This is a genomic window from Paraprevotella xylaniphila YIT 11841 (assembly GCF_900683745.1).
In the GTDB taxonomy this organism is placed as follows: domain Bacteria; phylum Bacteroidota; class Bacteroidia; order Bacteroidales; family Bacteroidaceae; genus Paraprevotella; species Paraprevotella xylaniphila.
The window spans coordinates 2,554,283-2,579,090 of record NZ_LR215980.1 but is presented as its reverse complement, the minus strand read 5'-3'; the positions used below and the strand labels follow the sequence as shown (position 1 = coordinate 2,579,090).

The following is a 24,808-nucleotide window of genomic DNA, read 5'->3' as shown; positions in this document are numbered from 1 at the left end:
ACCATACATGGAAAGATATGATTATTTGATAGTAGGCGCGGGATTATTCGGTGCTGTATTTGCCCATGAAGCCAGATTGGCAGGGAAACGTTGTTTGGTGATAGACAAGCGTGCCCATCGTGGCGGGAATATATATTGTGAGGATGTAGAAGGCATTCGTGTACATAAGTATGGGGCCCATATCTTTCATACGGACAATAAAGATGTTTGGGATTATGTGAACCGTTTGGTGGAATTTAATCGTTATACCAATTCTCCATTGGCATATTATGAAGGTAAATTGTATAACCTGCCTTTCAATATGAATACCTTTTATCAGTTGTGGGGAGTGAAAACACCGGCTGAAGCCAAGGCTAAGGTAGCTGAACAGCGTAAGGCGTATGAATTTATCTCTGAACCGGCGAACCTGGAAGAGCAAGCTCTGAAATTGTGTGGAAAGGATATATATACCCGTCTAATCAAAGGGTATACTGAGAAGCAGTGGGGACGTCCGGCTACAGAACTTCCGTCCTTTATCATCAAGCGTGTACCTTTTCGTTTTATTTTCGACAACAACTATTTTAACGATGCTTATCAGGGAATACCGAAAGGTGGATATAACGTATTGATAGATGCTTTGTTGGAAGGTATAGAAGTCCGGTTGGACACGAACTATTTTGAAAACCGTGAGGCTTGGGATGCTATGGCCGATAAAATTCTTTTCACCGGTTGCATTGATGAATATTTCAATTATCAATGCGGACGTTTGGAATACCGTAGCCTGCGTTTTGACCATCGTCATTTGGAGGTAGAGGACTATCAAGGTAATGCTGTGGTGAATTATACGGCTGGGGATGTACCTTACACGCGTGTGATTGAACATAAACATTTTGAATACGGAACTCAGCCTACTACGGTGATTACATACGAATATCCTGATGCTTTTGCCCCGGGTAAAGAGCCTTATTATCCGGTGAATGATGCCCGTAACTCTGAAATATTCAAATCCTATCGTGAACTGGCGGTATCGCGTGGGAATGTTTTATTTGGCGGACGTTTGGCTCAGTACACTTATGCGGATATGGATGATACAGTAGCTGCGGCTTTGGCATTAGCCAAGCAGCAGTTTTGTTAATTACGGGAGACAATGATATGAAAAGTTTGCAGGTCATTACGCCGGTAAAGGATTCCATCGATTTCACGCTTGAGACGATAAGAGCCGTATTGTCTTCGGAGACCAGTGTTCCTTTTACATATACCGTTTATAATGATTTCAGCACAGCTGAGAATACGATACGTTTGGAACAAGCATCCAAGGAACTTGGTTTTAAGTTGGTTAATTTGTGTGATTTGACAAATCATCCGTCTCCTAATTATTTATTGGTGTTGCAGACAGCCCGACGCGAAGCTTTAGCTGCGGATGCCGGCCTGTTGATTGTAGAGTCAGATGTCGTTGTGAAGAGGAATACTTTGCAGGACTTGTTCGACGGAGCTGTGCAACGTCCGGATTGTGCCATTGCCGCAGCGGTGACTACGGATGAGGACGGTTTGGTCAATTATCCTTATCTTCATGCACGGGGACGGGAAAACCAGGTTTATCCGGAGAAGAAACATTGTAGTTTTTGTTGCTCTTTGCTGACACCGAAGTTTTTGGGGCAATTTGATTTTGGGCAGCTTGATCCGACAAAGAATTGGTATGACGTGACCATTTCGCATGAGGCATTGAAAGCTGGTTTTCGCAATTACCTTTTTACGACCCTTCCGGTGTGGCATCGTCCTCACGGCAGTCGTCCATGGAAACAGTTAAAGTATAAGAATCCGTTGAAATATTATTGGTTGAAATTTACTAAAGGACTGGATAAAATTTGAATAGGATGAAATGGATTAAGCCAAGTCTTTGTCATTTATTGGCTCATCGGACGTTGGAACTCCGGCCGGATTATCAGGATTTGAAGGATTTTATGTATTCCATTCCCGAACGTTTTGCGGCCGGTGAAGGTTCGGTGGTTTATAAGGGACGCAATGAATTGAGGAAAATGACATATAGAGGGCTTGACTTGGTGGTGAAGTCCTTTCACCGTCCCAATTGGGTCAATCGTTTCGTCTATGGCATTTTCCGTCCTTCAAAGGCTAAACGTTCTTACGATCATGCGAGGATGTATCAAGAAATAGGGGTAGGGACTCCCGCTCCGGTCGGTTATCTTAATGTACGCAAAGGACTGCTTTTCGACCGTAGTTATTATGTGACGTTGGCGTCGGCTTGCCCATACGTCTATAATGATTTGTTCTATCAGCATTTTGATTATGCAGACGAGGTTGTTCGTACGGTAGGGAGAGTGACGGCCGTTTTGCATGAACATGGGTATGCGCATAAGGATTACGGGCGTGGGAACATTCTGTTCCAAAAGACAGACAAAGGGGTTCGGATTGAGATAGTGGACTTGAATCGGATGTATATCGGTCCGATTGATATGAGAAAAGGATGCAAGAATTTCGAGCGCCTTCCGGCTACGCCGCACATGCATCGTTTGTTGGCTGAAGAATATGCTGCCATACGCGGATTCGATGTGGAGGAATGTTTCAAGTTGATGCAAGCTTTTCGGAGTACCCAGCCTGGAAAAATAAACGACTTATATTAGTATGTATCATGAATGTGATTGCTGTTGTCGTAACTTATAATCGTCTGGAGCTTCTCAAACGGAATCTCTCTTGTTTGCGTCGGCAGACCGTACCGCTTACAACCCTTGTAGTGGTGGACAACGGTAGTACGGACGGGACGGGAGTGTGGTTGGACGAGCAGGAGGATGTGAAAACGATTCATCAGACCAATGTCGGGGGAGCCGGAGGTTTTTATACCGGAATGGAGTATGCTCGCCTTGCCGATGCCGATTGGATCTGGTGCATGGATGACGATGTTTTTCCGCGTCCGGATTGTCTGGAGCGGCTATTGGCGTACGCCGGATATGAAGGTGTAGGGATTTTGGCGCCGCGCCGCCTGTTGGAGGGCCGGATTTATACGAATGATTTTCTATCTTTCAACTTGACTCATCCGTTTTCATCCATGTATTCAGGACGATTGTCCAAGATGGAAGTGAATGCTCCTGTCGAGATTTGCGGAACGGCTTTCGAAGGTTTGTTCGTTCGCAGTGAGGTTGTGAAGTTGGTAGGGCTTCCCAATAAAGATTTGTTTATTTTTTGTGATGATACGGATTATTGCTTGCGCACGGTGATGGCCGGTTATAAGATTTTGTATGTTCCTACGGCCCTGATGGATAAAGAAAAGTTTTTCTCGGACGATTCGTGGGGGGAACGTAATAAGAAGAAAAAATGGAAACGCTTTTACCAGATACGTAATTCTTCTTATTTGAATCACCATTATGGGAAGAACTGGGCCGTGAAATATCTTCGCGGCTTTAACGGGGCCATCGGTTATATTTTAATAGCCTTTTTCTCGGCACCTTTCTCGGATGCTTATCGGTGGACTGATATTCCGATGTTTTGGAAAGCGTATACTGACGGCATAAGGGAAAGGTTGGGACGTTTGTAGGGATGTTTGTTTTTACATTCCCATCTTTCTGAATTTCCTGATATGCGCCCAACGGTACAAGGTAAGGGTTAGGTTGAGTACCTTACGGGTTTTCAGCTTCCGCCAAAGGCGGAAATACGGTTTGTTCAAGATTCGGTTTTGGATATGGTATCGGTCTACGGCATCGATAACGTTAAAAATTTCGGGGTAATCCTGCTCTGTGATTTTTCTTTGCCATCTGAGACTGATTACATAGATATTCAGAGCCTTGTCGATAAAGTGTATTTGGTTGGCCTGTATGGTTGGGTTTTGATGAAATTGCCTGTCCAAGTGATGAATCATGAAATTGATTACTTTGCAAATGTGCGATAAGTTCCCCTTTATAGACTGCACACTGGTAGATTGTTCTTCTCTTCCTATGAAATAATAATAGAGGTATAAATCGAATATAATGAAGCTCTTGATGCGGTCTATCGGCAGAAAACAGTATTGGAAGTCGGTATAACATATACCTTCTATATGGCGCAGGTTTACCTGTCTTAGGATTTCTGTTTTGTAGGTCATGCTATGCATGTTGAATTCATCGCCATAGGTATGTTCGCTTATGTTGAAAGACGAAATATCATAAATCTTATTGTATTCTACATTGCGGAAAGGGAAGTGTGTCACGATATGACGATTATTTTTATCGATCTTATATTCCGTACGGAGTGTAATAAACAAGTCCGTATCGCAATTCTTTAATACATTTAAAAGTTTGGATAAAACCTCCGTATCCATCCAGTCGTCTGCGTCCAAGGGCCTGAAATATTTCCCTTTTGCCATTTGTAACCCTGCATTGATGCACGAACCGTAGTGGCCGTTTTCTTTGTTGATGATGTGGATTATATCCGGTCTTTTTTGCTGAAAGGCTTTCATAATTTCCAGGGAACGGTCTTTGCTACCGTCATTTACAACAATGACCTCCAATGTCGGAGGTATACAAGGGGCGGTTACGGATTCTAAACATTTGGTGAGATACTTTTCCATGTTGTAGGTCGGGATCACCAATGTGAGGAGTTTATATGGCTCTTGTGACATTCTGTTGTATTTTGTATGCTTATAGAGGTAAATATTCTATTTCCGGGTAGAAAGTCAGTCCGTCATGGCATCCTTTCTTTACTGCAGCTAAGAACTCTTGTTTGTGTCCGTCTTTACGGCGGTTGATTCTTCGTTTCAGGATACGAAGCTTATTCCATATCGACAGCCTGAACAAAAGTTTGTTCGGTTGTTCGCGGTGCTTAAAGTAGCAGGTGTTGCGGGTTTGATAGTAAAAACGTTTGGCCATATTGACCGGTGCCTGTTCGATATTCGGGTCGTACACGTCCGGGGTCTTGTGTACGACAATGCTTTGTTCTGTATAGTAATTTTTGAATCCGGCTCTTGTGATTCTGAGGGTGTATTCGATATCGTCGAACCAGATAAAGAACTCTTTGATGGGCAAGCCAACTTTGTAGACCGCACGGCTGCTGACCAAGACAGAGACGAAAGTGCAGACTTCGCAGCGGCAGGCCGTGATACCGTTGTTTTCGATGGTGTCCTTTTTTAGTCCTCCGGGCATATTGCGGGGATGAATGGTATTGTCGGTCCAAAGTACTTTGCTGCAAACGAATCCGATGTCATTGGACTGTGAGGCTGTTTGCATGAGGGCTTCCAAAGCTTCCGGAGAGGGGATGGTGTCGTCATCCATCATCCATGTGTAATCTCCGCCGCCTAATGCGGATGTTTTTACGCCTAAAGAGAAACCGCCGGCTCCTCCGATATTCTGTTCCGTGCGGATGACTTGGAATTGAGGGCGTACAGCGTATGCTTTCAGGAAATCCTCCGTACCGTCTGTAGAACAATTGTCTATCACGATTACCTTGTGTATCGGATAGGTTTGCTTCTCTATGGCAGCCAGGCATTCTCTAAGTAAGGCCAGGCGGTTATATGTGACTACTACGCAGTTGACTTTCATGTTTCTTGTTTTTAAGGTTGTGTAAGATAAGTTTCAAGAATATGTCCGTAATATGTTTTCTTGCCCTCGACTGTGGTTTTGCAGAGAGGTATCTTGTAAGTTACCTTGTGGAAATCATACCGGGTACAGAATTCGTTCCATTTTTCTTCCGAGAACTCTTCATTCAGGCACTTGCCCAACGGTCCCATTTCTGTGATGGGTACTTTTTCGATCATATCGTGTACGGCCGGAATGTATTTACGAGCCATGGCAAATGTATAATCTAAAAGTAGATAATCAATTAGCTTTTTATGTTTCTTCCAATAACAGAGATGCATGTCAGCGATAAATGAGGGTAAAATATTACCTTTCCCGCAGGCCAAGAAGAAGCTGACCCATCCGCCTTGCGAGATGTTGTAGTAACGGGTATGGTGGTGGCAGCTCCAGAATTTATCTTCTGGATGGATAAATGTGCCGAGGTGTTTGGACGGTATCAATAGCGTACTGTCCATCCAGATTCCTCCGTGTCGAGCCAACAGCATCATACGCAGGATATCCGAGAAGTGGGTAAGGTCGATTTCGCCCGATTGTTGTTTTCGGATAATATAGTCGGGCATGTTCACGTAATCCTTGTAATTCTTTTCCGTAATGAGAATGACCGGGTGTCCGTCGGAAAACCGGTGCATGGCGTTGTAGCAGGCTTTTACGATGTCTGGCATTGCGTCCTCGCCCTGCCACCAACATGTCCATATCGGTGAACTCCCTGTAATGGGTTCGTATGCGGGCAGGTAATCCCGTGTGTATCGGGCAATTAACTCCTTTCCTCCTGCGCGGTATAGCAGATGGTGCATGATGAGTTGCTGTTTACGCCTGACGAAGAACTTTTCGATATGTTTGAAAAATCTTTTTATTTTACCCATGATAATGGCCTTTTGGACGATGGTTTCTGTTTTACAGGGATTCTAACCGGATATACTTGGCTTTTCTCATTCCTATATAAAAAGGTAACAAGCGGAAAAAGCGTTTGAACCTGTTCTTCACGCTATGCCATGGGCGTTCTCCTTTCCACGGGGTCAGATCCAGATATTGGAAATAAACATCCCGTAAGGGGTGTTGGCTGTCGTAGTTCCACGGCTTCCGGTTGGTGTAATGCAGGACGACCGGATGCCTTAATGTTTCGGCATGGGCTTTGCGCCATTCCGGGCTTATGGCCGGATGGTTGCGGTAAAATCCGTCTTGCACGTTCCATTGCAGACCCACTAACGTTTTATGCCGGTGCAACACACAGTTCAACAGGTCTTGGTCATTGAATATGATACGTTCCGGATATGCACGGTAATAATCGACGCAAGCTTGGGCGATATGGTGTTCTCGCCAATATGCGAGGTTGATAAGGAGGACACCGGAATTAAAGTACGAGTCTTCGGCCGGATATTGCAGGATTTCGTAACGCTGCAGTTCCTTGCACCCGGTGTCTTCCACTACGGCTACTCCCGTATGAGCGTCTAAAGGCGTACGCCATAGCGGAGTGATGTCTCCTAGTATTACAATATCACAGTCCAAGTACAGTACGCGGTCTATGCTTTCAGGCAATAGGGCAGACAGGAAGCACCTGTAATAGGCGGCCAACGACAGGCGGTTGTGGGTAGCCCGGATGGTGAATCCTTCCAACATTTGTGCGTCTGGTATATAATAACAGGCTTTATTTTTATATTTTTCGGCTAAAGCTGTTAAAATGTTCCGGTCTGTTTCCGATAATTCCCGTGCAATAATATGTACGGTGAAGGTCTCTTTTGGGTTGTTTTCAAATAAAGAGACCAAGGTAACGGCACAATGTCGCACATAATTGTGGTCTATATTGCAAGCTATGTGAATCATCATATCCTCATTTTTTATTGTTGTCCCGAAAGCCGGAAGTATTTGTCCAATACCATCAGCGAAATCAGGTTTTCCCGTTCCTTGTCTTGGAACTGCCTGATGTATTCATGGGCGTGGCGGATAATGTCTTCCGCTTGCTCCGGATGTTCGATATAATATTGCAGCTTCTCCGGTAAGTCCGAGAAATCCTCCTTCACTTCTACATAATGGTATCCGGCAACGAGCGTTCCTTCCATGAACCAAGTCTCGCAAGTCGGACGTGTCATGACGGCCAGTGAGTTGGACGACATGACCCATTTCAGGTTGGAAGCTACGTCGTTTCCTTCCAGGGCCATAATGAATTTATAATCCAAATGTTCGCGGATGGTTTTCTTTTCCCTCATCCATTCGTCCGGACAGCCTTCATTCCGCCCTACTACGCCGCAGTCGAACATCGGATGGTGGAAGAACATTTCCAAGAATTTTGTACGTACCCGGCTTTGGCGGATTTTTCCCCGAAAGATTGCCATGTCTTTCTTCTGCCGGAAAGGTATGGTGTCATGCACGAACATGAAATGGCGTAGTTTGTCCAACTTTAGTATCACGGAGTTACTATTGTCGCCGGTCAACAACCGACTTTTGACGATTGTGGGTGTGTCCGGAGTGAAATATACATCTCCCGGGCAGAAATTCCAACGGAAATGTTTGGGAAACCAACGGGTCACGTCGTGTTGGTCGAAAAAGTAAGCTGTATGGAACATTTTGCGGGTATAATCCCCTATTCGTCCAGTATAATAAATCCAACTACGTTCACGAGTGAGCCTGTTTGTGTCTGAGACGTGGAATGGTTGGTCCGTTTTGATGTAATAGTCCACGCGTTTGCGAATATAGTCGTAATCGGGATGTTTGGGCACTTGGGCGAGAAGTCCGCGCAACCGCTGCCGGAAAAAGGCATCCGGAATGGCTAATCCGGCAAAACCGGAAAGGAAATTGAGGAATTTGTTGGGCTTCCCGCTTTTTAGTTTATAAATGATGCTGTCTCCCATACATTAAGTAGGCATTTGCTTGAATATGGTATAATTACGGTTTTATCTCTTTTGAAGAGATAAACCGAATATCGGCAAAATTACATAATTAATTGATAATTACAAAGAAGTAAATGGATAAAAAGTATGCGAGAGTGTCTTTTTTTGCCTTTTGTTGAGGATAAACATATTACTAAATGACACCAATCTTTTGATTAACAATGGATAACGATATTCGGTTTATCTCTTCAAAAGAGAGCGATTATTAGTATATGAAGTTTTAATAAAGGTGGTTATGAGGTTGATAAAAATGACAGGTGGTTTGGGTAACCAAATGTTCATTTATGCCATGTACTTGAAGATGAGGGCTGTATTTCCAGATACAAAGATAGACCTTTCGGATATGGTCCATTATCGGGTACATTATGGGTATGAGATGAACAAGGTGTTTAATCTTCCCCGTACGGAGTTCCGTATCAACCGGAGTTTAAAGAAAATCATAGAGTTTTTGTTGTTTAAGACCATATTGGAACGGAAGCAAGGTGGTTCGCTTGTGCCTTACATCCGGAAGTATCATTGGCCATGGATTTATTTTAAAGGCTTTTATCAGTCTGAGGAATATTTTGCCGGTGTGGAAAAGGAGGTGCGCGAGGCGTTTGTTTTCGATGTTCGCCGGGTAAACAGAAAGAGCCTTTGTGCGATGCAGGAGATTATGGCCGACCCGGATGCCGTGTCCATACATGTCAGGAGAGGGGATTATCTTCAGGGGAAGCATTGGAAGTCGTTGGGGTGCATTTGTCAACGTTCTTATTACCTCAATGCCCTGTCCGAGTTGGAGAAAAGAATAGTCCATCCCCATTATTATGTATTTTCGGAGGATTTGGATTGGGTACGCCAGTACCTGCCATTGGAAAATGCCGTATTCATTGATTGGAACAAAGGGGAGGACAGTTGGCAGGACATGATGTTGATGAGCCATTGCCGCCATCATATTATATGCAATAGTACTTTCAGTTGGTGGGGAGCGTGGTTAAATCCGTCGCCGGACAAAATAGTGATTGCCCCGGAACGTTGGACGCAGACGACAAATAGTGCGGACGTGGTGCCGGAAAGTTGGTTGAAAGTCTCGATCGGTTAAGTGAATTAAATGAAGCGTAAAGTGAACCGATATATTATTCATAAAATAATCCGTGCCGTCTGGGATTTGCCGAGAATGTTCCTGAAACTTCCTGATCCCCGGTTGATAATGACGCTTCTGGTGAAAAATGAAGAGGAGTTATTGGAACGGAACCTGTTGTTCCATAAAGCTATGGGAGTGGATGCTTTTATTGTAACGGATAACAATTCGACAGACGGGACCTGCGGGATTATCGAAAAGTATCGTCGGAAAGGATGGGTGGTAGACGTGATAAGGGAAGCAGCTACGGGCTATGAACAAAAAGAGTGGGTAGACCGGATGATATGGAAGGCCAAGACGTCTTTCGGGGCGGATTGGGTGATTAATGCAGACGCGGATGAATTCTGGTATGCTCCCTCCGGGTCGTTGAAAAAAGAGTTAAGCAAGTCTCGTGCCAATGTGCTGACTTGCGAGGTGAGAAGCATGTATCCCGAAGAAGACAAACCTTTTTGGCAATGGTCTAAGGCCGTGCGGCCTGTAACCGATCTGGAAGCGTATGATTTGTCGTTGTATTCCTTGTTCGAACGCCAGAACCGTAAGGTAATTCACCGGACCGACGGTTACCTGCAAATATCCATGGGAAACCATAAGGTGAGGATGTTGCCTCAATATGCAAAGTCCTCGGCGATTCGTGTTTATCATTATAATGTGCGCGGCCGTCGTCAGTTTATGGATAAAATGGTGAATGGCGGTGTACAATTGGAAGAACATAAGGGCAGGCATGGCGGTCGTCATTGGAGGTATTTTTACCGACTTTATAAAGAAGGTTTGCTGGAAGAAGAGTACGACCGGGTGATAGGGAAGCCGCATTTTGAGGAATTGTGCAAATGTGGATATATTTATGCGGACGAGACGATTCGTGATGTTTTCAATTCGATAAACTGATTTTTAATATGATGCATATAGCATTTGCCATAGACAGCCGGTTCGTTCGTCCTTGTGCGGTAACGATGGTGTCGGTTTTGCGGAACAATGTCCCGTATGAAATAGTATTTCATATCGTAGGATTGAATCTACATCAAGAGGATGTGGCCTTTCTGTCTGCGTTGTGCGACTCTTATGGTGCGAAAGTGTTCTTTTATGAAGTGGCGGAAGAAAAGATGAAGGGCTATGAAGTGACATGGGAGAAGCAGCGCTTGTCGAAAGTCGTGTTTTTCCGTTGTCTGCTATCTTCCATATTGCCGTTGTCCGTGTCCAAGGTCTTGTATTTGGATTGTGATGTATTGGTTTTGTCTTCATTGTATGGTTTATGGGAGACAGACCTTACGGGAGTTGCTTTGGCCGGAGTGCCGGATAGCTTTACCGTCAATCCGGTGCATTGTCGTCGTTTGCATTATGCATCGTCTTATAACTATTTCAACGGAGGGGTCTTGTTGCTGAACCTGGAGTATTGGAGAGCACATGGGGTGGAACGTCTGTGTGCGGAACATTATCGTATGTATCCGGACAGGATTGTCTATAATGATCAGGACTTGCTGAACAGTCTGCTTCACGAACGTAAAAGGCTGTTGGATATGAAATGGAACGTCCAAGAGGGTGCCTACCGCAGGCCAAAGGGTAAGTCGGCCGGTTGGGTCCCTCCCCATATCGAAACGATTACCCGTCCGGCCATTTTGCATTATTCCGGGCGCAAGCCTTGGCAGTACCACTGCATGCATCCTTTGCGACGGTTATATTTCGAATACGAGAGCCTGCTTCCCGGTGTGGAGAAGAAAAATGACGGGTGGGCGGTGCGTTTGCATCGTTTCGTCCACTTCTTGCCTTATGCCTTAGGAATAAAAAGCGAGAAATATATAGATATACGTTACTACGGTTCGAGCAAAAAACCACTTGAGGGTCAGTCTGTTCCGTTAATCAGCATTGTCGTACCGGTTTACAATGTGGAACGATATGTGGAGAAATGTATCCGTTCTTTGCGAGGACAGACGTACGGCCACATAGAAGTTATCCTGGTGGACGATGCTTCTACGGACGGTTCCTATGACGTGTGTAAGGCTGCAATAGGAGGAGACCCGCGTTTCAAGCTGATTCGTCATCCGGTCAATCAGGGTGTTGCCGGGGCACGTAATCTGGGATTGTCTGTGGCAACGGGAGAACTCTTGGGTTTTGTGGACCCGGACGATTGGATAGAGCAGGATATGTATGCGCTTTTGTACGATGCCTATGTTGTCTCTGGTGCGGATATTGTGCAGTGCGGCTATTATTTGCATTTACAGAATGGAAATATTCAGAAGTGTGCTGTGGGAAAGAATGAACGTTGGGGTACGCGGGAAGCTTTGGAACTTTTATTCCAAGACCGGCTCATCAAGAATTATTTATGGAACAAACTTTATAAGAGGAAGCTTTTCGACGGAGTTTCGTTTCCTGTGGGTAGGACGTTTGAGGATATTTTGACGTTGCCTGAAGTGTTCGGACGTGCGAAGACGGTTTATGTGGCCGGAGATATAACCTATCATTATGTAGAGCGCCACAAAAGTATTGTCACCAAAGCTTTCCGACAAAACCAATGGGACGATTATTTATATGCGTTGGATGTCAAACACAGCCGTGCCAAGGCTTTAGGGCTTTGGAAGGATTCCGACCGGTTTCTGGCTAACATGTATCTACGTATTCTTGACCGTTCTTTAAGCGAAGACGGGAGCGGCAAGAAACGAAAGGTTTTGATGGAGTATTTGAGAAAGAATGTAAGTGGCGTTCCGTTGTTGACGAAGTCTCCTTATTTGGCTTTTCGCCGCTTCCTTTGCTTGCATCTCTTTGATTTATACAAGGGTGCCACCTTATTTTTCGCGAAGTTTAAAAAGAAATAATCATTTATTGTTATTGGAATCAGGATGGAAAATACACCTTCGTTTGCGGTCACGGAAGGGCCGTTGGTGACATTGGTTGTACCCATGTACAACGTAGCCCCTTATTTGGAGCGTTGTTTGCGTTCATTGGAAAAGCAGACTTACCGGAACATAGAGGTCATAATTATGGACGACTGTTCCACAGACGGGAGTTTGGATATAGCCGGTGAGATGGCAGCGTCAGACATGCGTTTTAAGGTTTTCAGCATGCCCCGGAACTCTGGAGCCGGCGATGCGCGGCAGGCGGCCATAGAAAAGTCCTCCGGTGAATTCATCGGTTTTGTAGATGCGGATGATTATGTGGATATGGATTTTGTAGCGGTGCTTTATGGCCTGATAACAAAGACGGGGGCGGATGTGGCATGTTGCCAACATTATTTTTATGATGAGGAGCATCAGCGTTTGACTACGCCATGGGCTTATGACGATAAAGTCGTGTGCCTTTCCCCTGATGAAGCCATGCGTAAGATGAAAGGTTATGACCAAATGGATGAAGGGTTGTGGAACAAGTTATGCCGGCGTGAGATTGTTGTAAGGCATAGGATGGAGACTTTTCCCTTCGAGGATGCTTTTGTATTATACAAATACGTTCCGGAGGCGGCGAGCGTAGCTTTGTGTTGTGTCCCGCTGTATTATTACTACCAACGAGACGGGTCGCTCATGCACACTGGTTATACGCCTTATAAGGCTTTTGCACGATATAAGTTGGAAATATTGAAAGACAAGGCTATCAGGGGAACGGACAGGTTGGAAACCGGAGTTGCCCTCTATTATATCCGGAAAGGCCTGAAGCTTTTGCGGGAGTTTGGGCTGTTGGAGCGATCAGCCGACGTTTCGGAAGCTTGTCGGGGAGTGTTGGAGTGTTTGCATGGGTTCGACTATGTCTCGGACACGGAGTTGGGTGTTAAGGGTTTGATTGCACGGCATTTTGTTTATAAACGTTTGTGGAAGTACTTGGAATTGAACAGGAAGTTTGTAGCGACGTTTCGGAAACGTAAGATGGAGAAAGTGTGCCACAAGTATTCATTGCAGACGATGGAGGTATTTCAGAAAGGACTGTAAAGGATTTGATTAAAGCAAAAAAGATAGTGGAATGATAAAGATAGCTTTGTGTACGGATACTTATTATATGATGGCTTGCGGTCCTTGTGTGGTTTCGATTTTTGAACACCACCGGAAGGTTCCTTGCCACATTTATGTGATAACGAAGGCTTTGCCACAAGTAGATGTGGAAGGGTTGGAAGAGATTGCTACCAGATATGGTGGGCTGCTGACGGTCAAGGTCATTGAGCCGGAGATTGTGCAAGGTTTGAAAGTCAGCGACAGGTTCAGGGAATCCATTTATTACCGTTTTCTTTTGCCGGATTTGTTTCCGGACGAGGAGAAGATGCTTTATATGGATTGCGATATTCTGGTAAACGATTCGTTGCAGGAACTTTGGAAGACGGACATAGAAGGTTATGCGTGCGCGGTGGTGGAGGATCAGGAGGCTGATGACATAACCTTGCAAAACAGGATTGGGGTGTATGGCGCGCCTTATTTTAACTCGGGGGTGCTGTTGGTCAATATGGGCTATTGGCGGAAGCATAATGTGGCATGCCGGTTGGTGGAGTTCATCCGGGAACATCCTGAGAAGTGCCTTTTCCCGGACCAGGATGCTTTGAACGTGGTGCTGCACGGTGCAGTGAAATACCTCCCATACGGATATAATTTTCAGGATTTATGGTATACGCGGGATTATCAATGGGTCAGGTTGCATGCCTCTAAATTCAAGGAAGTGGAACGATGGAAGGAGCATCCGGTCGTGGTGCATTTTGCAGGTGGAGGCAAGCCGTGGAAAAAGGATTGCAACCATCCTTTCACGCCGTATTATTTGGAATGTCTGGCCAAGACGAAGTGGACTGTGGCACGTTATAAGAAAGTAAGGGAGGAAACTACTCCTTTGTATGGAGGAAGTTCCAAAACCTCTCATAAATATATCAGGAGATTCAACCGCCTTTTGGCCGTTTTTGTCATTGAAACAATAGCTTTTGTCGTGTATTGGTTTTGTTCGGCGAGGTGATGGTATTTATTGCGCGAAATGTAAGTCCTAAAGCTCCGGATAATATTTATGGGATTCCGAAATGTAGCAAAATGACAAAGAAAAGTAGCGAGGCCGGTATGAAAAGATGTGTTCTGTATGTTTCTGAGCTCCTTAAAATGACATATTTTAATCTTTGTTTATGCTTTTTTACGCAAGAATGGGCATAACAGCGGATTAATCTCATGAAAGAAAAAAATCACTTGGCGCAGAAAACACTTTTTTTCTCCTCATATCGGGGCGAAGATGTCTGCCGGTGGTGGAATATTCGGGCGTAAAACGGGAGTTCATGTACAGTCTGGAGCTGATTTTTATGCTAGTTGACAGGCGGTAGTGCTCCAAAAACGGGAAGCACGATGTAATCTTGTGCTGCATATTTCCTGACACGTAGTCGGGAGGCGTGCGGGCAAATGGTTGGAGGCGATGTCGCAAAGCGGTGTTTTCCTTCCGGAAGGCATCAAAAAGTCAAAAGCCGGACGCGTGAGACTGCGTTATTTGCCGTCAGGGCGGCCGGCGGGCGGAAATGAGCGATTCTCATGATAGCGGGATTGTCATTTTGACATTTTGCAAACTCGATGCACGGATTAGGTTGTCCGGCTGTGGGGCGGTGGTGGCGCATGGGCCATGCAGACCGGATGAATGTGAGTAAAATATGATAAAAAACAACGTCGTGGTTGGTCACTTGGAGAGAAATGCCTACCTTTGCACCAATCCATTCATTTGAAATATATATGATTAAAGAATTTTTCTCCTTGCTCAAGCGGTATATGAAACCTTATCGTAAATATCTGACTTGGGCTGTCATATTGAATTTTTTATCGCAATGGCTTAACGTGTTTTCGTTTGCAGCCTTGGTGCCGATTCTGAATATCTTGTTCAAGATTGATACGACAAAGTATGAATACATGCCGATGGATATCCATCATTTGGATAAGGATGTCTTGGTCAATAACGGATATTATTTCATCAATTATATTATTGAACAGAATGGGGCTTTTGTCACTTTGATATTCATGGGGCTTATCCTGATTGTGATGACTTTGTTGAAGACTACGGGATATTTCGCGTCAGCAGCGGTGATGGTGCCTCTTCGTACGGGTATTGTCCGTGATATACGTATTGAAGTATATAATAAAGTGCTGAAATTGCCATTGAGTTTTTTTTCGGAGGAGCGCAAAGGGGATATTATTGCAAGGATGAGTGCGGACGTGTCGGTAGTCGAGAATTCACTGACCAGTTCACTGGATATGTTGATTCGTAATCCGATAGCTCTGGTGGTTTGCTTTATTACTTTATTTACCGTTAGTTGGCAACTGACGTTGTTCGTGCTAGTCATTCTGCCTTTGGCCGGATGGGTCATGGGGTCGGTAAGCCGTAAATTGAAAAGTCAGTCGGTGGTGGCTCAGGGGCAATGGGGAGACATCATGTCTCAGTTGGATGAGACCTTAGGAGGCCTTCGGATTATCAAGGCCTTCATTGCAGAGCGCAAGATGTCTGAACGCTTTGCCAAAATCAATAACGGTTTCCGGGATGCCATGAATGCGATGGTTATCCGTCAGAGTTCCGCGCATCCTATGAGTGAGTTCTTGGGTACTTGCGTGATAGTGATTGTATTATGGTTTGGCGGCGCATTGATTTTGAATCAGTATTCCCCGATAGATGCCGCTATGTTTATTTTCTATCTGGTGATTCTTTACAGTATCATCAATCCTTTGAAAGAGTTCTCCAAGGCTTTCTATAATATTCCTTTGGGTTTGGCCAGCATGGAACGTATTGATATGATCTTGAAGGCTGAGAACCATATCAAGGAGCCGGAAAAACCCTTGCCTTTGACTGCTTTTGAGCATGAGTTGGAATTCCGTGACGTTTCCTTTAGTTATATTGAGGGGCGGCAGGTCTTGAAGCATGTAAACTTGAAGGTGCAGAAAGGGAAGACGGTGGCTTTGGTAGGGCAGTCCGGGTCTGGTAAATCCACGATGGTCGATTTGGTGCCCCGTTATCATGATGTGGGTGAAGGAGCCTTGCTTATAGACGGGAAGAACGTGAAGGACGTATCTATTCCGGCCTTGCGTTCTCTGATCGGTAATGTGAACCAAGAGGCCATCCTGTTCAATGATACCTTCTATAATAATATTACGTTCGGCGTGGAGAACGCGACGATGGAGCAGGTTGTCGAAGCTGCCAAAATAGCCAACGCGCACGATTTCATCATGGAATCCGAGAAAGGTTATGATACGATGATTGGCGACCGTGGAGGCCGTTTGTCGGGCGGGCAGCGGCAGCGTGTCAGCATAGCCCGTGCCATCCTGAAGAATCCGCCGATATTGATACTGGATGAGGCGACTTCCGCATTGGATACGGAGTCAGAGCGTTTGGTGCAGGAGGCGTTGGAACGCTTGATGAAATCGCGTACGACCATTGCGATTGCGCACCGGCTCAGTACAATCAAGAATGCAGATGAAATATGTGTGCTTTACGAAGGAGAGATTGTAGAGCGTGGGACGCATGAAGAGCTTATTGCCCTCAACGGGTATTACAAGAAACTAAACGATATGCAAAGCCTCTGACGCATCCGGCCCAACTCGTGAGAGCGGTGGCTTGTCGGGATAAAAAGAGGTTGTATTTTAATTTATTGTGAAAAATATGGTGAATGATAAGGTGGTTCAAAAGGCTGGGAGCGGGAAAATACTTTCCATAGTAATACCAACCTATAATATGGAAAAATATCTGCCTGCCTGTCTGGATTCTGTGACCGATGAGCTTGTCAGCGATAGGCTTGAAGTCATAGTGGTGAATGACGGCAGTACGGACGGGTCTTTGGACATTATTCGTCGATATGAACAGAAAAGGCCCGATTTGATTAAAGTCATAGACAAGGCCAACGGACATTATGGTTCTTGTGTGAATGCCGGATTAGGAATTGCAACCGGAAAGTATTTCAAGATATTGGATGCAGACGATTGGTTCGATACTTCGGCGTTAGTGGAGTTTTTGCAGAAGTTGGAGACTTGTGATACCGATTTGGTGATAACGTTAAGGGTGGATGAGATTTTTGACAAAGACAAGAAGGTGGATGAAATCAAGCATTCTTTCTGTTCCGTGTTTAAGGACCATGTCTATCGGACGGATGAATTTTATATCCGTACGCATTCCTATGAAGCTGAATTTGGCATGAATGGCATGGCTTATAAAACTTCCCTTCTTAAAGAAATGAATTTCCGTTTGTTGGAAGGGATAAATTATACGGATACGTTGTATTGCTTTCTGCCCTATTCACGTGTGAAAGACTTTATTGTGTATGACTTGTATCTTTACCATTACCGTATGGGAAGGGAAGGGCAGTCGGTGGATACGGAGAGCCAGAAAAAGAATCTGATGCAGATTGTCCACATGGTGGAGGCTATGTTTGAAAAGATGGACAAGGAAAACGTGGGCAAGCATGTAAGGAAGAACCAGGCTTATTTTGTTGATGGAGCCGTAAATTTCTGCCTCCTCAGTCTGAAGATGCAGTCGAGGATACGGCCTTCGGATTATTCTGAATTCGAAAGCCTGATAAAACATATAAAAAACTATCGTGTACGCCATAAATTATTTAAAAAATGGTATTTAAAGTTATGGTGGGTTACGGAAAAGGCTGTAGTGTTGGATTATGCACTTAGATTTCATTCTTTTGTAAGTGTAAAATAACTATTAGTATCAATGGCGCCATTAATATCTGTAATTGTTCCTGTATATAAGGCCGAGGATACTTTGAGAAACTGTGTGGATAGTATCTTGAAGCAGACGAACCGTGATTTTGAGCTGTTGCTCATAGATGACGGCAGCCCGGATAGTTGCAGGGATATTTGTGACACTTATGCCGCAAAGGATGCCCGTGTCCGGGTATGGTATAAAGAAAATGGTGGAGTGAGTACGGCACGTAATTTGGGGCTTGAAGTGGCGTGCGGAGAGTGGATTGCCTTTGTCGACGCGGATGACTCCGTGGACGAGGGCTTTTTCGACGTCTTGAAAGAGGGGCTCGGTTACGATTTGGTGATAGGAGGGTACAAGACTCTTCCGAAGGGGGAGATATATTATAATTTCGAGGGGGCTTTTAAGGGCGATACGATGGGTGACTTCGTCGCCCGGCATTTATGGAATGGTTATGTTTGGGGAAAATTCTATAAAACCTCGATTCTAAGGGAGCACCGCATTGTGTTCCGTACCGATTTGGTCGTGTATGAGGACTTATTGTTCAATTTGGATTATATTCTACAGTGCAACAGCATCAAGTTGGTGCCTTTGTGCTTGTATCTTTATATGGATCCTCCCGGAAAAATGATTCAGGAGAAATATGCGCTTTTGCCGGACGAGATTAGGAAGATTTATGCACTTGTCGATGACAGGTTGGAGCGGTTGGCTCATAAGTTCCATTGTTGGCGTCCTGCATTTATCTTTGACTTTATTGAGCATTATCCGTTGGAGCGTCTTTTAAGGCAGGGGAGTGACGACGAACTGTACCAGTTGTATGTAGAGGTGAAAGGAAATGTGGATCGTTCGGTCTTTTACAACGATCGTATTGCGAGTCCTATTTTGCGTTGTATTTCCTGTATTAAGAAAGAATATATTGTCAGAAGGCATAGGGTGAGGGGGCGATTGTTGGCTAAAGCCTTGTCTTCTTTGTATGGAAGGGAACTGCTTCGGGTCAAGTACTCTTCATTCAGTAAGAAATTTCAGGCCATATTGATTACCTATCGTTTGTTTGGTCTGTTGGATGTTTATTTTGCAATCCGTTCTTTGGTGAACCGGTTTCGGAAGGTTTGATTTGAAAGTTCTTGGCATGAAGAAGGAGGTATCGTCAAGGGGACCGAATAATGAATTTTCAGTCTGCGGATTTTGAGAGTCCCTTTTCTTCATATCGTTTGCCGGATAAAAAATAATCTCTAAATTTGCAGCGGTTATGGCAAAATGTTTATCCTATTTGGTGTTTGCTCTGTGCCTTTTTCTGTGGGACTCTTCTTTTTCCACTGCGGAGGGAGATATGGCTTGCATGCCTTCTGCTACCATAATGGGGGCGGGAGACGGTGTAGGGGCAGATACGAAATGCTGCGGAGAGGATAAGGAGATACGTGCAGGGCTTGGATGGGGTGATATTGGCTATGCACTTCTTTCGTGTCCAACTGGACACTCGATTCAGGCTACGCGTTCTTTCAAAGGACATACAGTTTTTGCCGGATGGAAGAATGGTGTGTGGCAGGTTGCAGCCTTGTGGCTGCCGGAGAGAGGAGAGAAGCTCCCGGATACATCGTTTTCCGGCAATGCCAAATTATATTTTGTATATACGTTAAGGCGTATCCTTATTTAAGACTTTCCTGTAAGAGATTGCTGAGAAAGTCTTTTTTATGGCAGCTTTTCGGCTGCTAGTTTTCATTTTATTATAAATAAGGATATAAAGTAATGGATTTTATAATGGATTTTATCCTGCACATCGACCATTATATGGTGGAGATGGTGCAGCAGTATCATACGTGGACTTATGCCATATTGTTTGCTGTTATTTTTTGTGAGACGGGGTTGGTGGTCACGCCCTTTTTGCCGGGCGATTCCCTGCTTTTTGTGGGAGGGGCCATTGCCGCTGTTCCCTCTGTTCCGCTCGATGTCAATTTATTGTTCATGATATTGTTTGCGGCTGCAGTCTTAGGAGATTCCTGCAATTATATGATAGGGCGTTTTTTGGGAAAGCGACTGTTTCATAATCCGGATTCCAGAATATTCAAGCAGAGTTATTTGGACAAGACTCATGAATTTTATAAAAAATACGGTGGGAAAACAATCATCATAGCCCGTTTCGTTCCCATTGTCCGTACGTTTGCTCCTTTTGTGGCCGGAATGGGGCGTATGCATTATTATTATTTCATGATATATAATGTCGTCGGAGGAGGGCTTTGGGTGGCATCGTTTTGCTATGCGGGTTATTTTTTCGGAGACTTGCCTTTCGTACAAGGCAATCTGAAAATTCTCATTGTGGCCATTATTGTGATTTCGATTTTGCCGGCCGTAGTGGAGGTGTTGCGAGAGAAACTGAAAAAGACGAAATAGAATTTAAACACTTGATTTTATGAAAAATTCCTTTTTTAACAGCTTCGTACCGAAGCAACCTAATTTTTTCTGTTTGCTGAAACAGCTTGCGGATATCTTGTCTGAGGCAGCCGATGTGCTGTCGGAGAGTGTGGAACAGGGTAAACCGGAAGAACGGGAGACATATTACAGACGGGTGAAAGATGTCGAACGTAAGGGGGACATGGTGACCCATCAGGTGCTTGACGAACTGGAAACGACATTTATTACTCCTCTTGACCGCGAGGACATCAATGCTCTGGCCTCTGGCATAGACGATGTGATAGACTGCGTGAACAGTTGTGCCAAGCGTATCAACATTTATAATCCCCGTGCTTTGGGCGATAGTGCAATAGAGTTGTGTCATTTCATACAGCAAGAGGCTGCCTGTATTTGCAAGGCGGTGGAAGAACTGGATGTGTTCCGGAAGAATCCGGCTCGTTTGCGGGGGCTTTGTGTCGAACTTCATGATTTGGAGAATCAGGCAGACGATGTCTATGAGTTTTTTATCCGAAGGCTTTTTGAAGAAGAGAAGGACAGTATAGAGTTAATAAAGATAAAAGAAATCATGCAGGAACTGGAGCGGACAACCGATGCGGCCGAGCATGTGGGAAAGATTCTGAAGAATCTGATTGTGAAGTATGTATAAATGAAAGGCGAGAACCATGGAGTTATTATTGATTATCATTGTACTGTCTCTCTTGTTCGACTATATCAATGGGTTTCATGATGCAGCCAATTCGATTGCTACCATTGTGTCTACTAAGGTGTTGACTCCTTTCCAGGCTGTGTTGTGGGCTGCCGCTTTCAATTTTGTGGCTTTCTTCATTGCCAAATATGTTATCGGTGGCTTCGGGATAGCCAATACCGTATCGAAGACGGTCATGGAGGAATATATCACTTTGCCGATCATCCTGTCTGGTGTGATTGCCGCTATTATATGGAATTTGTTTACGTGGTGGAAAGGTATTCCTTCTTCCTCTTCCCATACGTTGATTGGTGGTTTTGCCGGTGCAGCTATCATGGCCAGTGGCTTCGGCTCTATCCAGTTGGATATCATATTGAAGATTGCGGCTTTTATTTTTCTGGCTCCTTTGATTGGCATGATAGTGGCGTTGGGATTCACGATTCTCGTATTGCACGCATGCCGGAAAGCGCATCCGCATACGGCCGAGGTGTGGTTTAAGAAGTTGCAACTCGTATCTTCGGCCTTGTTCAGCATCGGACATGGGTTGAACGATTCCCAAAAGGTGATGGGTATTATTGCAGCCGCCATGATTGCCGGTCATTCCGAAGGTGTAGGAATGGGAATACGCAGCATAGAAGATTTGCCCGACTGGGTAGCCTTTTCTTGTTTCACGGCCATCTCGTTGGGCACTATGTCCGGGGGATGGAAAATCGTGCGGACTATGGGGACGCGTATCACCAAGGTGACACCTTTTGAAGGGGTTATTGCGGAAACAGCCGGTGCTTTTACGCTTTATCTGACTGAATATCTGAAAATTCCGGTAAGTACGACTCATACGATAACGGGAGCCATCATCGGTGTTGGAGCCACTAAGAGGCTTTCGGCTGTGCGATGGGGCGTGACAAGGAGTTTGATGACGGCTTGGGTGTTGACGATTCCCGTGAGTGCTTTGTTGGCTGCTGCTGTCTATTGGGGCGTGACTTTATGGTTATAAATGCGGGATTGCTAATTGGGGAAAACATGTCAGTTTTCCCCTAATTGGTCGTATGAGGTTTGCAGGATAGCCATACCTTTTTCTTCACGTGCGCCATCGGGAGCAGGTTCGTTGTAGACCGTTTTTCGGGCCGCATTGTCGAAAATGGTCACACCGGTACTGTCCTTGAACATGAATCCGTCGCTGAACGTGGAGTAAGCGAAGGGATAGGTGTAGGAGTTCGAAAAGATATTGCGGCTGTATTTGAAATCTTGATGTGGCAAACCAAGTTGTCCGAGCAATGTGGCGGGCATGTCGCTTTGGTTCATTAAAGTGTGGATGACGGCCGGTGCTTTTATGGCTCCGCCTAACCATAGCATGGGGATATGGTAGAAGGTGGGCGACGTGACATTGAAAGTGGGTGAGCTGCCGTGGTCGGGCAGGCAGATGACCAACAGGTTGTTCCATACCGGGAGTTGTTTCAGACGGTCGATGAATTCACCCAAGCAATGATCGGTATAGGCAAAAGAGTTTTGCCGTTTGTCTTTTAACCGGTCGTAGGGGACTTCGAACGGTTCGTGGCTGCTGAGAGTCAAGAATCCGGTATGCCACAGTCGGTCGGCCGGTCGGGATTCGAGCATTTCATACAGCCGGTCGAATGTGTATTCGTCATGCGCGCCCCAGGAACTTGAAGTGCGTTCCTGTAGGCTGAAGTCCGTGTCACTGGTCAGGTGTTGGTAGCCCGTAGTCGTGAAATAACTTCTCATGTTGGTAAAGTTGATGTCGCCGCCGTAGAGGAAATCCGTTTGGTATCCTGCCTGTTGCAACGTACGGGCTATACCGGGTAAAAGGCGTGACTTGGCCGGGAGTTTCATGATGGAGGTGGTGGGGTAGCTGATATGTCCGCTTAACGTGCTGACCAGTCCGCGGTCGGTGCGGAAACTGTTGGCATATACGTTGTCGAAGAAGATGCCCTCACGAATGAGCCGGCTCATATTCGGTGACACGTTTTTAGCTCCACCCAGTTCTTCTATATATTCTCCTCCGAATCCTTCAAGGATGATGATGAGTATGTTGGGGCGTGTGGCGCGTAGCAGTTGCCGGGTGCAGTCCTCTGTCGAGGCCGGATAAAGCGGTGCATAGCAGGCGGCCCGTTTATGTTCGTCTAAATAATTGTATTTCCCGGCGAAGTTTTCGGATTTGTTCCAAGAGTACATCAGGCTGAAAGCCGGGTTTACGGCGGCATGGTTCATGTAGGTGTTTTCACTGAAATAAGCGTTGCCGATGTTCATGGTAGATCGTCCTACCCCTCCCCGTATGGCCAAAAAGATAAGGCCGCCTAATAGTACGTATGTGAAATTGTGAAGCAGCATTTTCAGGTTAATGGGCAAAACAGGAAATGTTTTGGGCGTAAGGCGGATGCAAGTCCATGACAAGAGAACGGAGAAGACCGTGATCCAAAACAGGCGCATGACGACATAGCCGGTGGAGACACTGGCCATAGCCTGTTTGGGAGCGTCCATGTAATTGAAGATCGTGGCGTCGAGCTTGAATTTCCAGAATGTGTAGAGTGATGTGTCTGCCACGCAAATCAGCGAGAGCAGAATGGCGATAAGGATGAAATAAGGGCGTAATACGGCTTTGGCCTTCATGCGACGCATCCAAATGCTGAGCCATACGACGAGGTATGGGAAGATGAGCAAGTATCCCGTTGTAGAAGCGTCCAGGCCCAACCCGTGGACGATGACTTGGAACAGGTCGCCAACCGGCAAGGGGGCGTTCAAATAGACGAACACGATTTTCTGCAACACAAAGAACAGCAGGAAGGCTAAAAACAATTTAATAAGGTAAGAAATACGTTGTTTCATCATTTTTCTTTTTTAGGAGACATAGGTGGAGATGATTATTTTCTGCCGAAATCGGCCGGGACTTCACCCCATCGTTCCGTTTCCCATTTCAGGATGGGAATGTCTGTTTTGTGGGTTCTGAGCCAGATCTCAGCCCGTTCTATCATCTGATAGAGTGCTTCTGTACGGGGGCTGCGTTCCAATTTGGTCTTGCAACGCTTTTGCTTGACCCAACCGATGGCGTTCCGGCTGTCTGAGAAAACCGGCATCCGGATACTTTTCTGTTCCATCAGAGCCAAGGCATGTACAATGGCCAGAAATTCACCGATATTGTTAGTGCCGTACACCGGTCCGAAATGGAAGACGGTTTCGCCTGTACGGAGATAAACGCCTCGGTATTCCATTGGGCCAGGATTACCACTGCATGCTGCATCGACAGCCAAGGCTTCTGCCGGGACTTCGGGTGGAAGGGGTAATACGGTGTCGTGCCGATAAGACGGCACGTCTGTTGGTTTGTTTCCGGAAACTGCCGGAGCGGTAGTCTTTTTTTTCTGGATATAAAGATAAGGAGAGGTGTTATAAGCTCTTTCGGCTTCCTCTTGGGTGTCGAAAGATTTATAAATGGCTCCTTCGAAGCCATTGATTTGCAGTTTGCAGTCAGTCCAGGACGTGTAAATGCCCGGACTGACTCCATGCCAAACTACATAGAATTTCTTTTTCCCCATCGCAAGAGGAGGTT

Annotated in this window: 23 protein-coding genes; 16 read left to right on the top strand and 7 right to left on the bottom strand. The window is 45.4% G+C overall.

What is annotated here, in order from left to right:
* Positions 1 to 7 precede the first annotated feature (7 nt).
* The 4 genes from glf to E0E47_RS10940 are packed head-to-tail and all read left to right on the top strand — an operon-like array spanning position 8 to position 3,526.
* Positions 8 to 1,114 carry a UDP-galactopyranose mutase gene (gene glf, locus E0E47_RS10955; protein WP_130893679.1) on the top strand — a complete coding sequence of 369 codons (1,107 nt, stop codon included), beginning with the start codon at positions 8 to 10 and terminating at the stop codon, positions 1,112 to 1,114.
* A 17-nt stretch (positions 1,115 to 1,131) separates the two neighbouring features.
* Positions 1,132 to 1,848 carry a glycosyltransferase family 2 protein gene (locus tag E0E47_RS10950; RefSeq protein WP_130893678.1) on the top strand — a complete coding sequence of 239 codons (717 nt, stop codon included), beginning with the start codon at positions 1,132 to 1,134 and terminating at the stop codon, positions 1,846 to 1,848.
* A 5-nt stretch (positions 1,849 to 1,853) separates the two neighbouring features.
* Positions 1,854 to 2,618: a lipopolysaccharide kinase InaA family protein gene (locus tag E0E47_RS10945; RefSeq protein ID WP_130893677.1), complete on the top strand. Its 765-nt coding sequence runs from the start codon at positions 1,854 to 1,856 to the stop codon at positions 2,616 to 2,618.
* Positions 2,619 to 2,626: 8 nt separating this feature from the next.
* Positions 2,627 to 3,526: a glycosyltransferase family 2 protein gene (locus E0E47_RS10940; protein WP_130893676.1), complete on the top strand. Its 900-nt coding sequence runs from the start codon at positions 2,627 to 2,629 to the stop codon at positions 3,524 to 3,526.
* 12 nt (positions 3,527 to 3,538) lie between these two features.
* Here E0E47_RS10940 and E0E47_RS10935 read toward each other — a convergent pair whose 3' ends face one another.
* Genes E0E47_RS10935 through E0E47_RS10915 form a run of 5 tightly spaced genes read right to left on the bottom strand, consistent with a single transcriptional unit; the run spans position 3,539 to position 8,383 of the window.
* Positions 3,539 to 4,585 carry a glycosyltransferase family 2 protein gene (locus E0E47_RS10935; RefSeq protein WP_130893675.1) on the bottom strand — a complete coding sequence of 349 codons (1,047 nt, stop codon included), beginning with the start codon at positions 4,583 to 4,585 and terminating at the stop codon, positions 3,539 to 3,541.
* A gap of 19 nt (positions 4,586 to 4,604) precedes the next feature.
* A complete protein-coding gene (locus E0E47_RS10930; RefSeq protein ID WP_008626636.1) occupies positions 4,605 to 5,501 on the bottom strand; it encodes a glycosyltransferase family 2 protein in 897 nt (298 codons plus the stop codon).
* An 11-nt stretch (positions 5,502 to 5,512) separates the two neighbouring features.
* Positions 5,513 to 6,400, bottom strand: a complete 888-nt coding sequence (locus E0E47_RS10925) for a capsular polysaccharide synthesis protein (RefSeq protein ID WP_008626634.1) — start codon at positions 6,398 to 6,400, stop codon at positions 5,513 to 5,515.
* Positions 6,401 to 6,431: 31 nt separating this feature from the next.
* Positions 6,432 to 7,361, bottom strand: coding sequence for a glycosyltransferase family 8 protein (locus E0E47_RS10920; protein ID WP_008626633.1), 930 nt, complete (start codon positions 7,359 to 7,361; stop codon positions 6,432 to 6,434).
* An 11-nt stretch (positions 7,362 to 7,372) separates the two neighbouring features.
* A complete protein-coding gene (locus E0E47_RS10915) occupies positions 7,373 to 8,383 on the bottom strand; it encodes a glycosyl transferase family 90 (protein WP_130893674.1) in 1,011 nt (336 codons plus the stop codon).
* A 274-nt stretch (positions 8,384 to 8,657) separates the two neighbouring features.
* On the opposite strand from E0E47_RS10915, the gene E0E47_RS10910 reads away from it, so the two are divergent.
* The 12 genes from E0E47_RS10910 to E0E47_RS10850 all read left to right on the top strand — a co-directional run bounded on the left by E0E47_RS10910 (position 8,658) and on the right by E0E47_RS10850 (position 22,243).
* Positions 8,658 to 9,500, top strand: a complete 843-nt coding sequence (locus tag E0E47_RS10910) for an alpha-1,2-fucosyltransferase (RefSeq protein ID WP_130893673.1) — start codon at positions 8,658 to 8,660, stop codon at positions 9,498 to 9,500.
* A 75-nt stretch (positions 9,501 to 9,575) separates the two neighbouring features.
* Positions 9,576 to 10,424: a glycosyltransferase family 2 protein gene (locus tag E0E47_RS10905; protein ID WP_232038526.1), complete on the top strand. Its 849-nt coding sequence runs from the start codon at positions 9,576 to 9,578 to the stop codon at positions 10,422 to 10,424.
* 8 nt (positions 10,425 to 10,432) lie between these two features.
* Positions 10,433 to 12,346: a glycosyltransferase gene (locus E0E47_RS10900; protein WP_130893672.1), complete on the top strand. Its 1,914-nt coding sequence runs from the start codon at positions 10,433 to 10,435 to the stop codon at positions 12,344 to 12,346.
* A 24-nt stretch (positions 12,347 to 12,370) separates the two neighbouring features.
* Positions 12,371 to 13,447 carry a glycosyltransferase family 2 protein gene (locus tag E0E47_RS10895; RefSeq protein ID WP_008626624.1) on the top strand — a complete coding sequence of 359 codons (1,077 nt, stop codon included), beginning with the start codon at positions 12,371 to 12,373 and terminating at the stop codon, positions 13,445 to 13,447.
* A 31-nt stretch (positions 13,448 to 13,478) separates the two neighbouring features.
* Positions 13,479 to 14,447, top strand: coding sequence for a glycosyltransferase family 8 protein (locus E0E47_RS10890; protein WP_008626622.1), 969 nt, complete (start codon positions 13,479 to 13,481; stop codon positions 14,445 to 14,447).
* A 749-nt stretch (positions 14,448 to 15,196) separates the two neighbouring features.
* Positions 15,197 to 17,032, top strand: coding sequence for an ABC transporter ATP-binding protein (locus tag E0E47_RS10880; protein WP_008626619.1), 1,836 nt, complete (start codon positions 15,197 to 15,199; stop codon positions 17,030 to 17,032).
* Between the two features lie 76 nt (positions 17,033 to 17,108).
* On the top strand, positions 17,109 to 18,152 hold the full coding sequence (locus E0E47_RS10875) for a glycosyltransferase family 2 protein (RefSeq protein WP_130893671.1): 1,044 nt from the start codon (positions 17,109 to 17,111) through the stop codon (positions 18,150 to 18,152).
* Positions 18,153 to 18,164: 12 nt separating this feature from the next.
* A complete protein-coding gene (locus E0E47_RS10870) occupies positions 18,165 to 19,268 on the top strand; it encodes a glycosyltransferase family 2 protein (protein WP_130893670.1) in 1,104 nt (367 codons plus the stop codon).
* A gap of 136 nt (positions 19,269 to 19,404) precedes the next feature.
* A complete protein-coding gene (locus E0E47_RS10865; protein ID WP_232038414.1) occupies positions 19,405 to 19,809 on the top strand; it encodes a hypothetical protein in 405 nt (134 codons plus the stop codon).
* A 92-nt stretch (positions 19,810 to 19,901) separates the two neighbouring features.
* Entirely contained in the window at positions 19,902 to 20,543 is a 642-nt protein-coding gene (locus E0E47_RS10860) for a DedA family protein (RefSeq protein WP_008626615.1), read from the top strand.
* 19 nt (positions 20,544 to 20,562) lie between these two features.
* Positions 20,563 to 21,210 carry a DUF47 domain-containing protein gene (locus tag E0E47_RS10855; protein ID WP_130893669.1) on the top strand — a complete coding sequence of 216 codons (648 nt, stop codon included), beginning with the start codon at positions 20,563 to 20,565 and terminating at the stop codon, positions 21,208 to 21,210.
* A gap of 16 nt (positions 21,211 to 21,226) precedes the next feature.
* The gene (locus E0E47_RS10850; protein ID WP_130893668.1) at positions 21,227 to 22,243 is read left to right on the top strand and encodes an inorganic phosphate transporter; all 1,017 of its coding nucleotides are present in this window, start codon (positions 21,227 to 21,229) and stop codon (positions 22,241 to 22,243) included.
* A 29-nt stretch (positions 22,244 to 22,272) separates the two neighbouring features.
* Here the strand turns inward: E0E47_RS10850 and E0E47_RS10845 are convergent, their stop codons facing one another.
* Positions 22,273 to 24,090 carry an LTA synthase family protein gene (locus tag E0E47_RS10845; RefSeq protein ID WP_130894360.1) on the bottom strand — a complete coding sequence of 606 codons (1,818 nt, stop codon included), beginning with the start codon at positions 24,088 to 24,090 and terminating at the stop codon, positions 22,273 to 22,275.
* Between the two features lie 35 nt (positions 24,091 to 24,125).
* Positions 24,126 to 24,794: a ribonuclease H1 domain-containing protein gene (locus tag E0E47_RS10840; RefSeq protein WP_130893667.1), complete on the bottom strand. Its 669-nt coding sequence runs from the start codon at positions 24,792 to 24,794 to the stop codon at positions 24,126 to 24,128.
* Positions 24,795 to 24,808 lie beyond the last annotated feature (14 nt).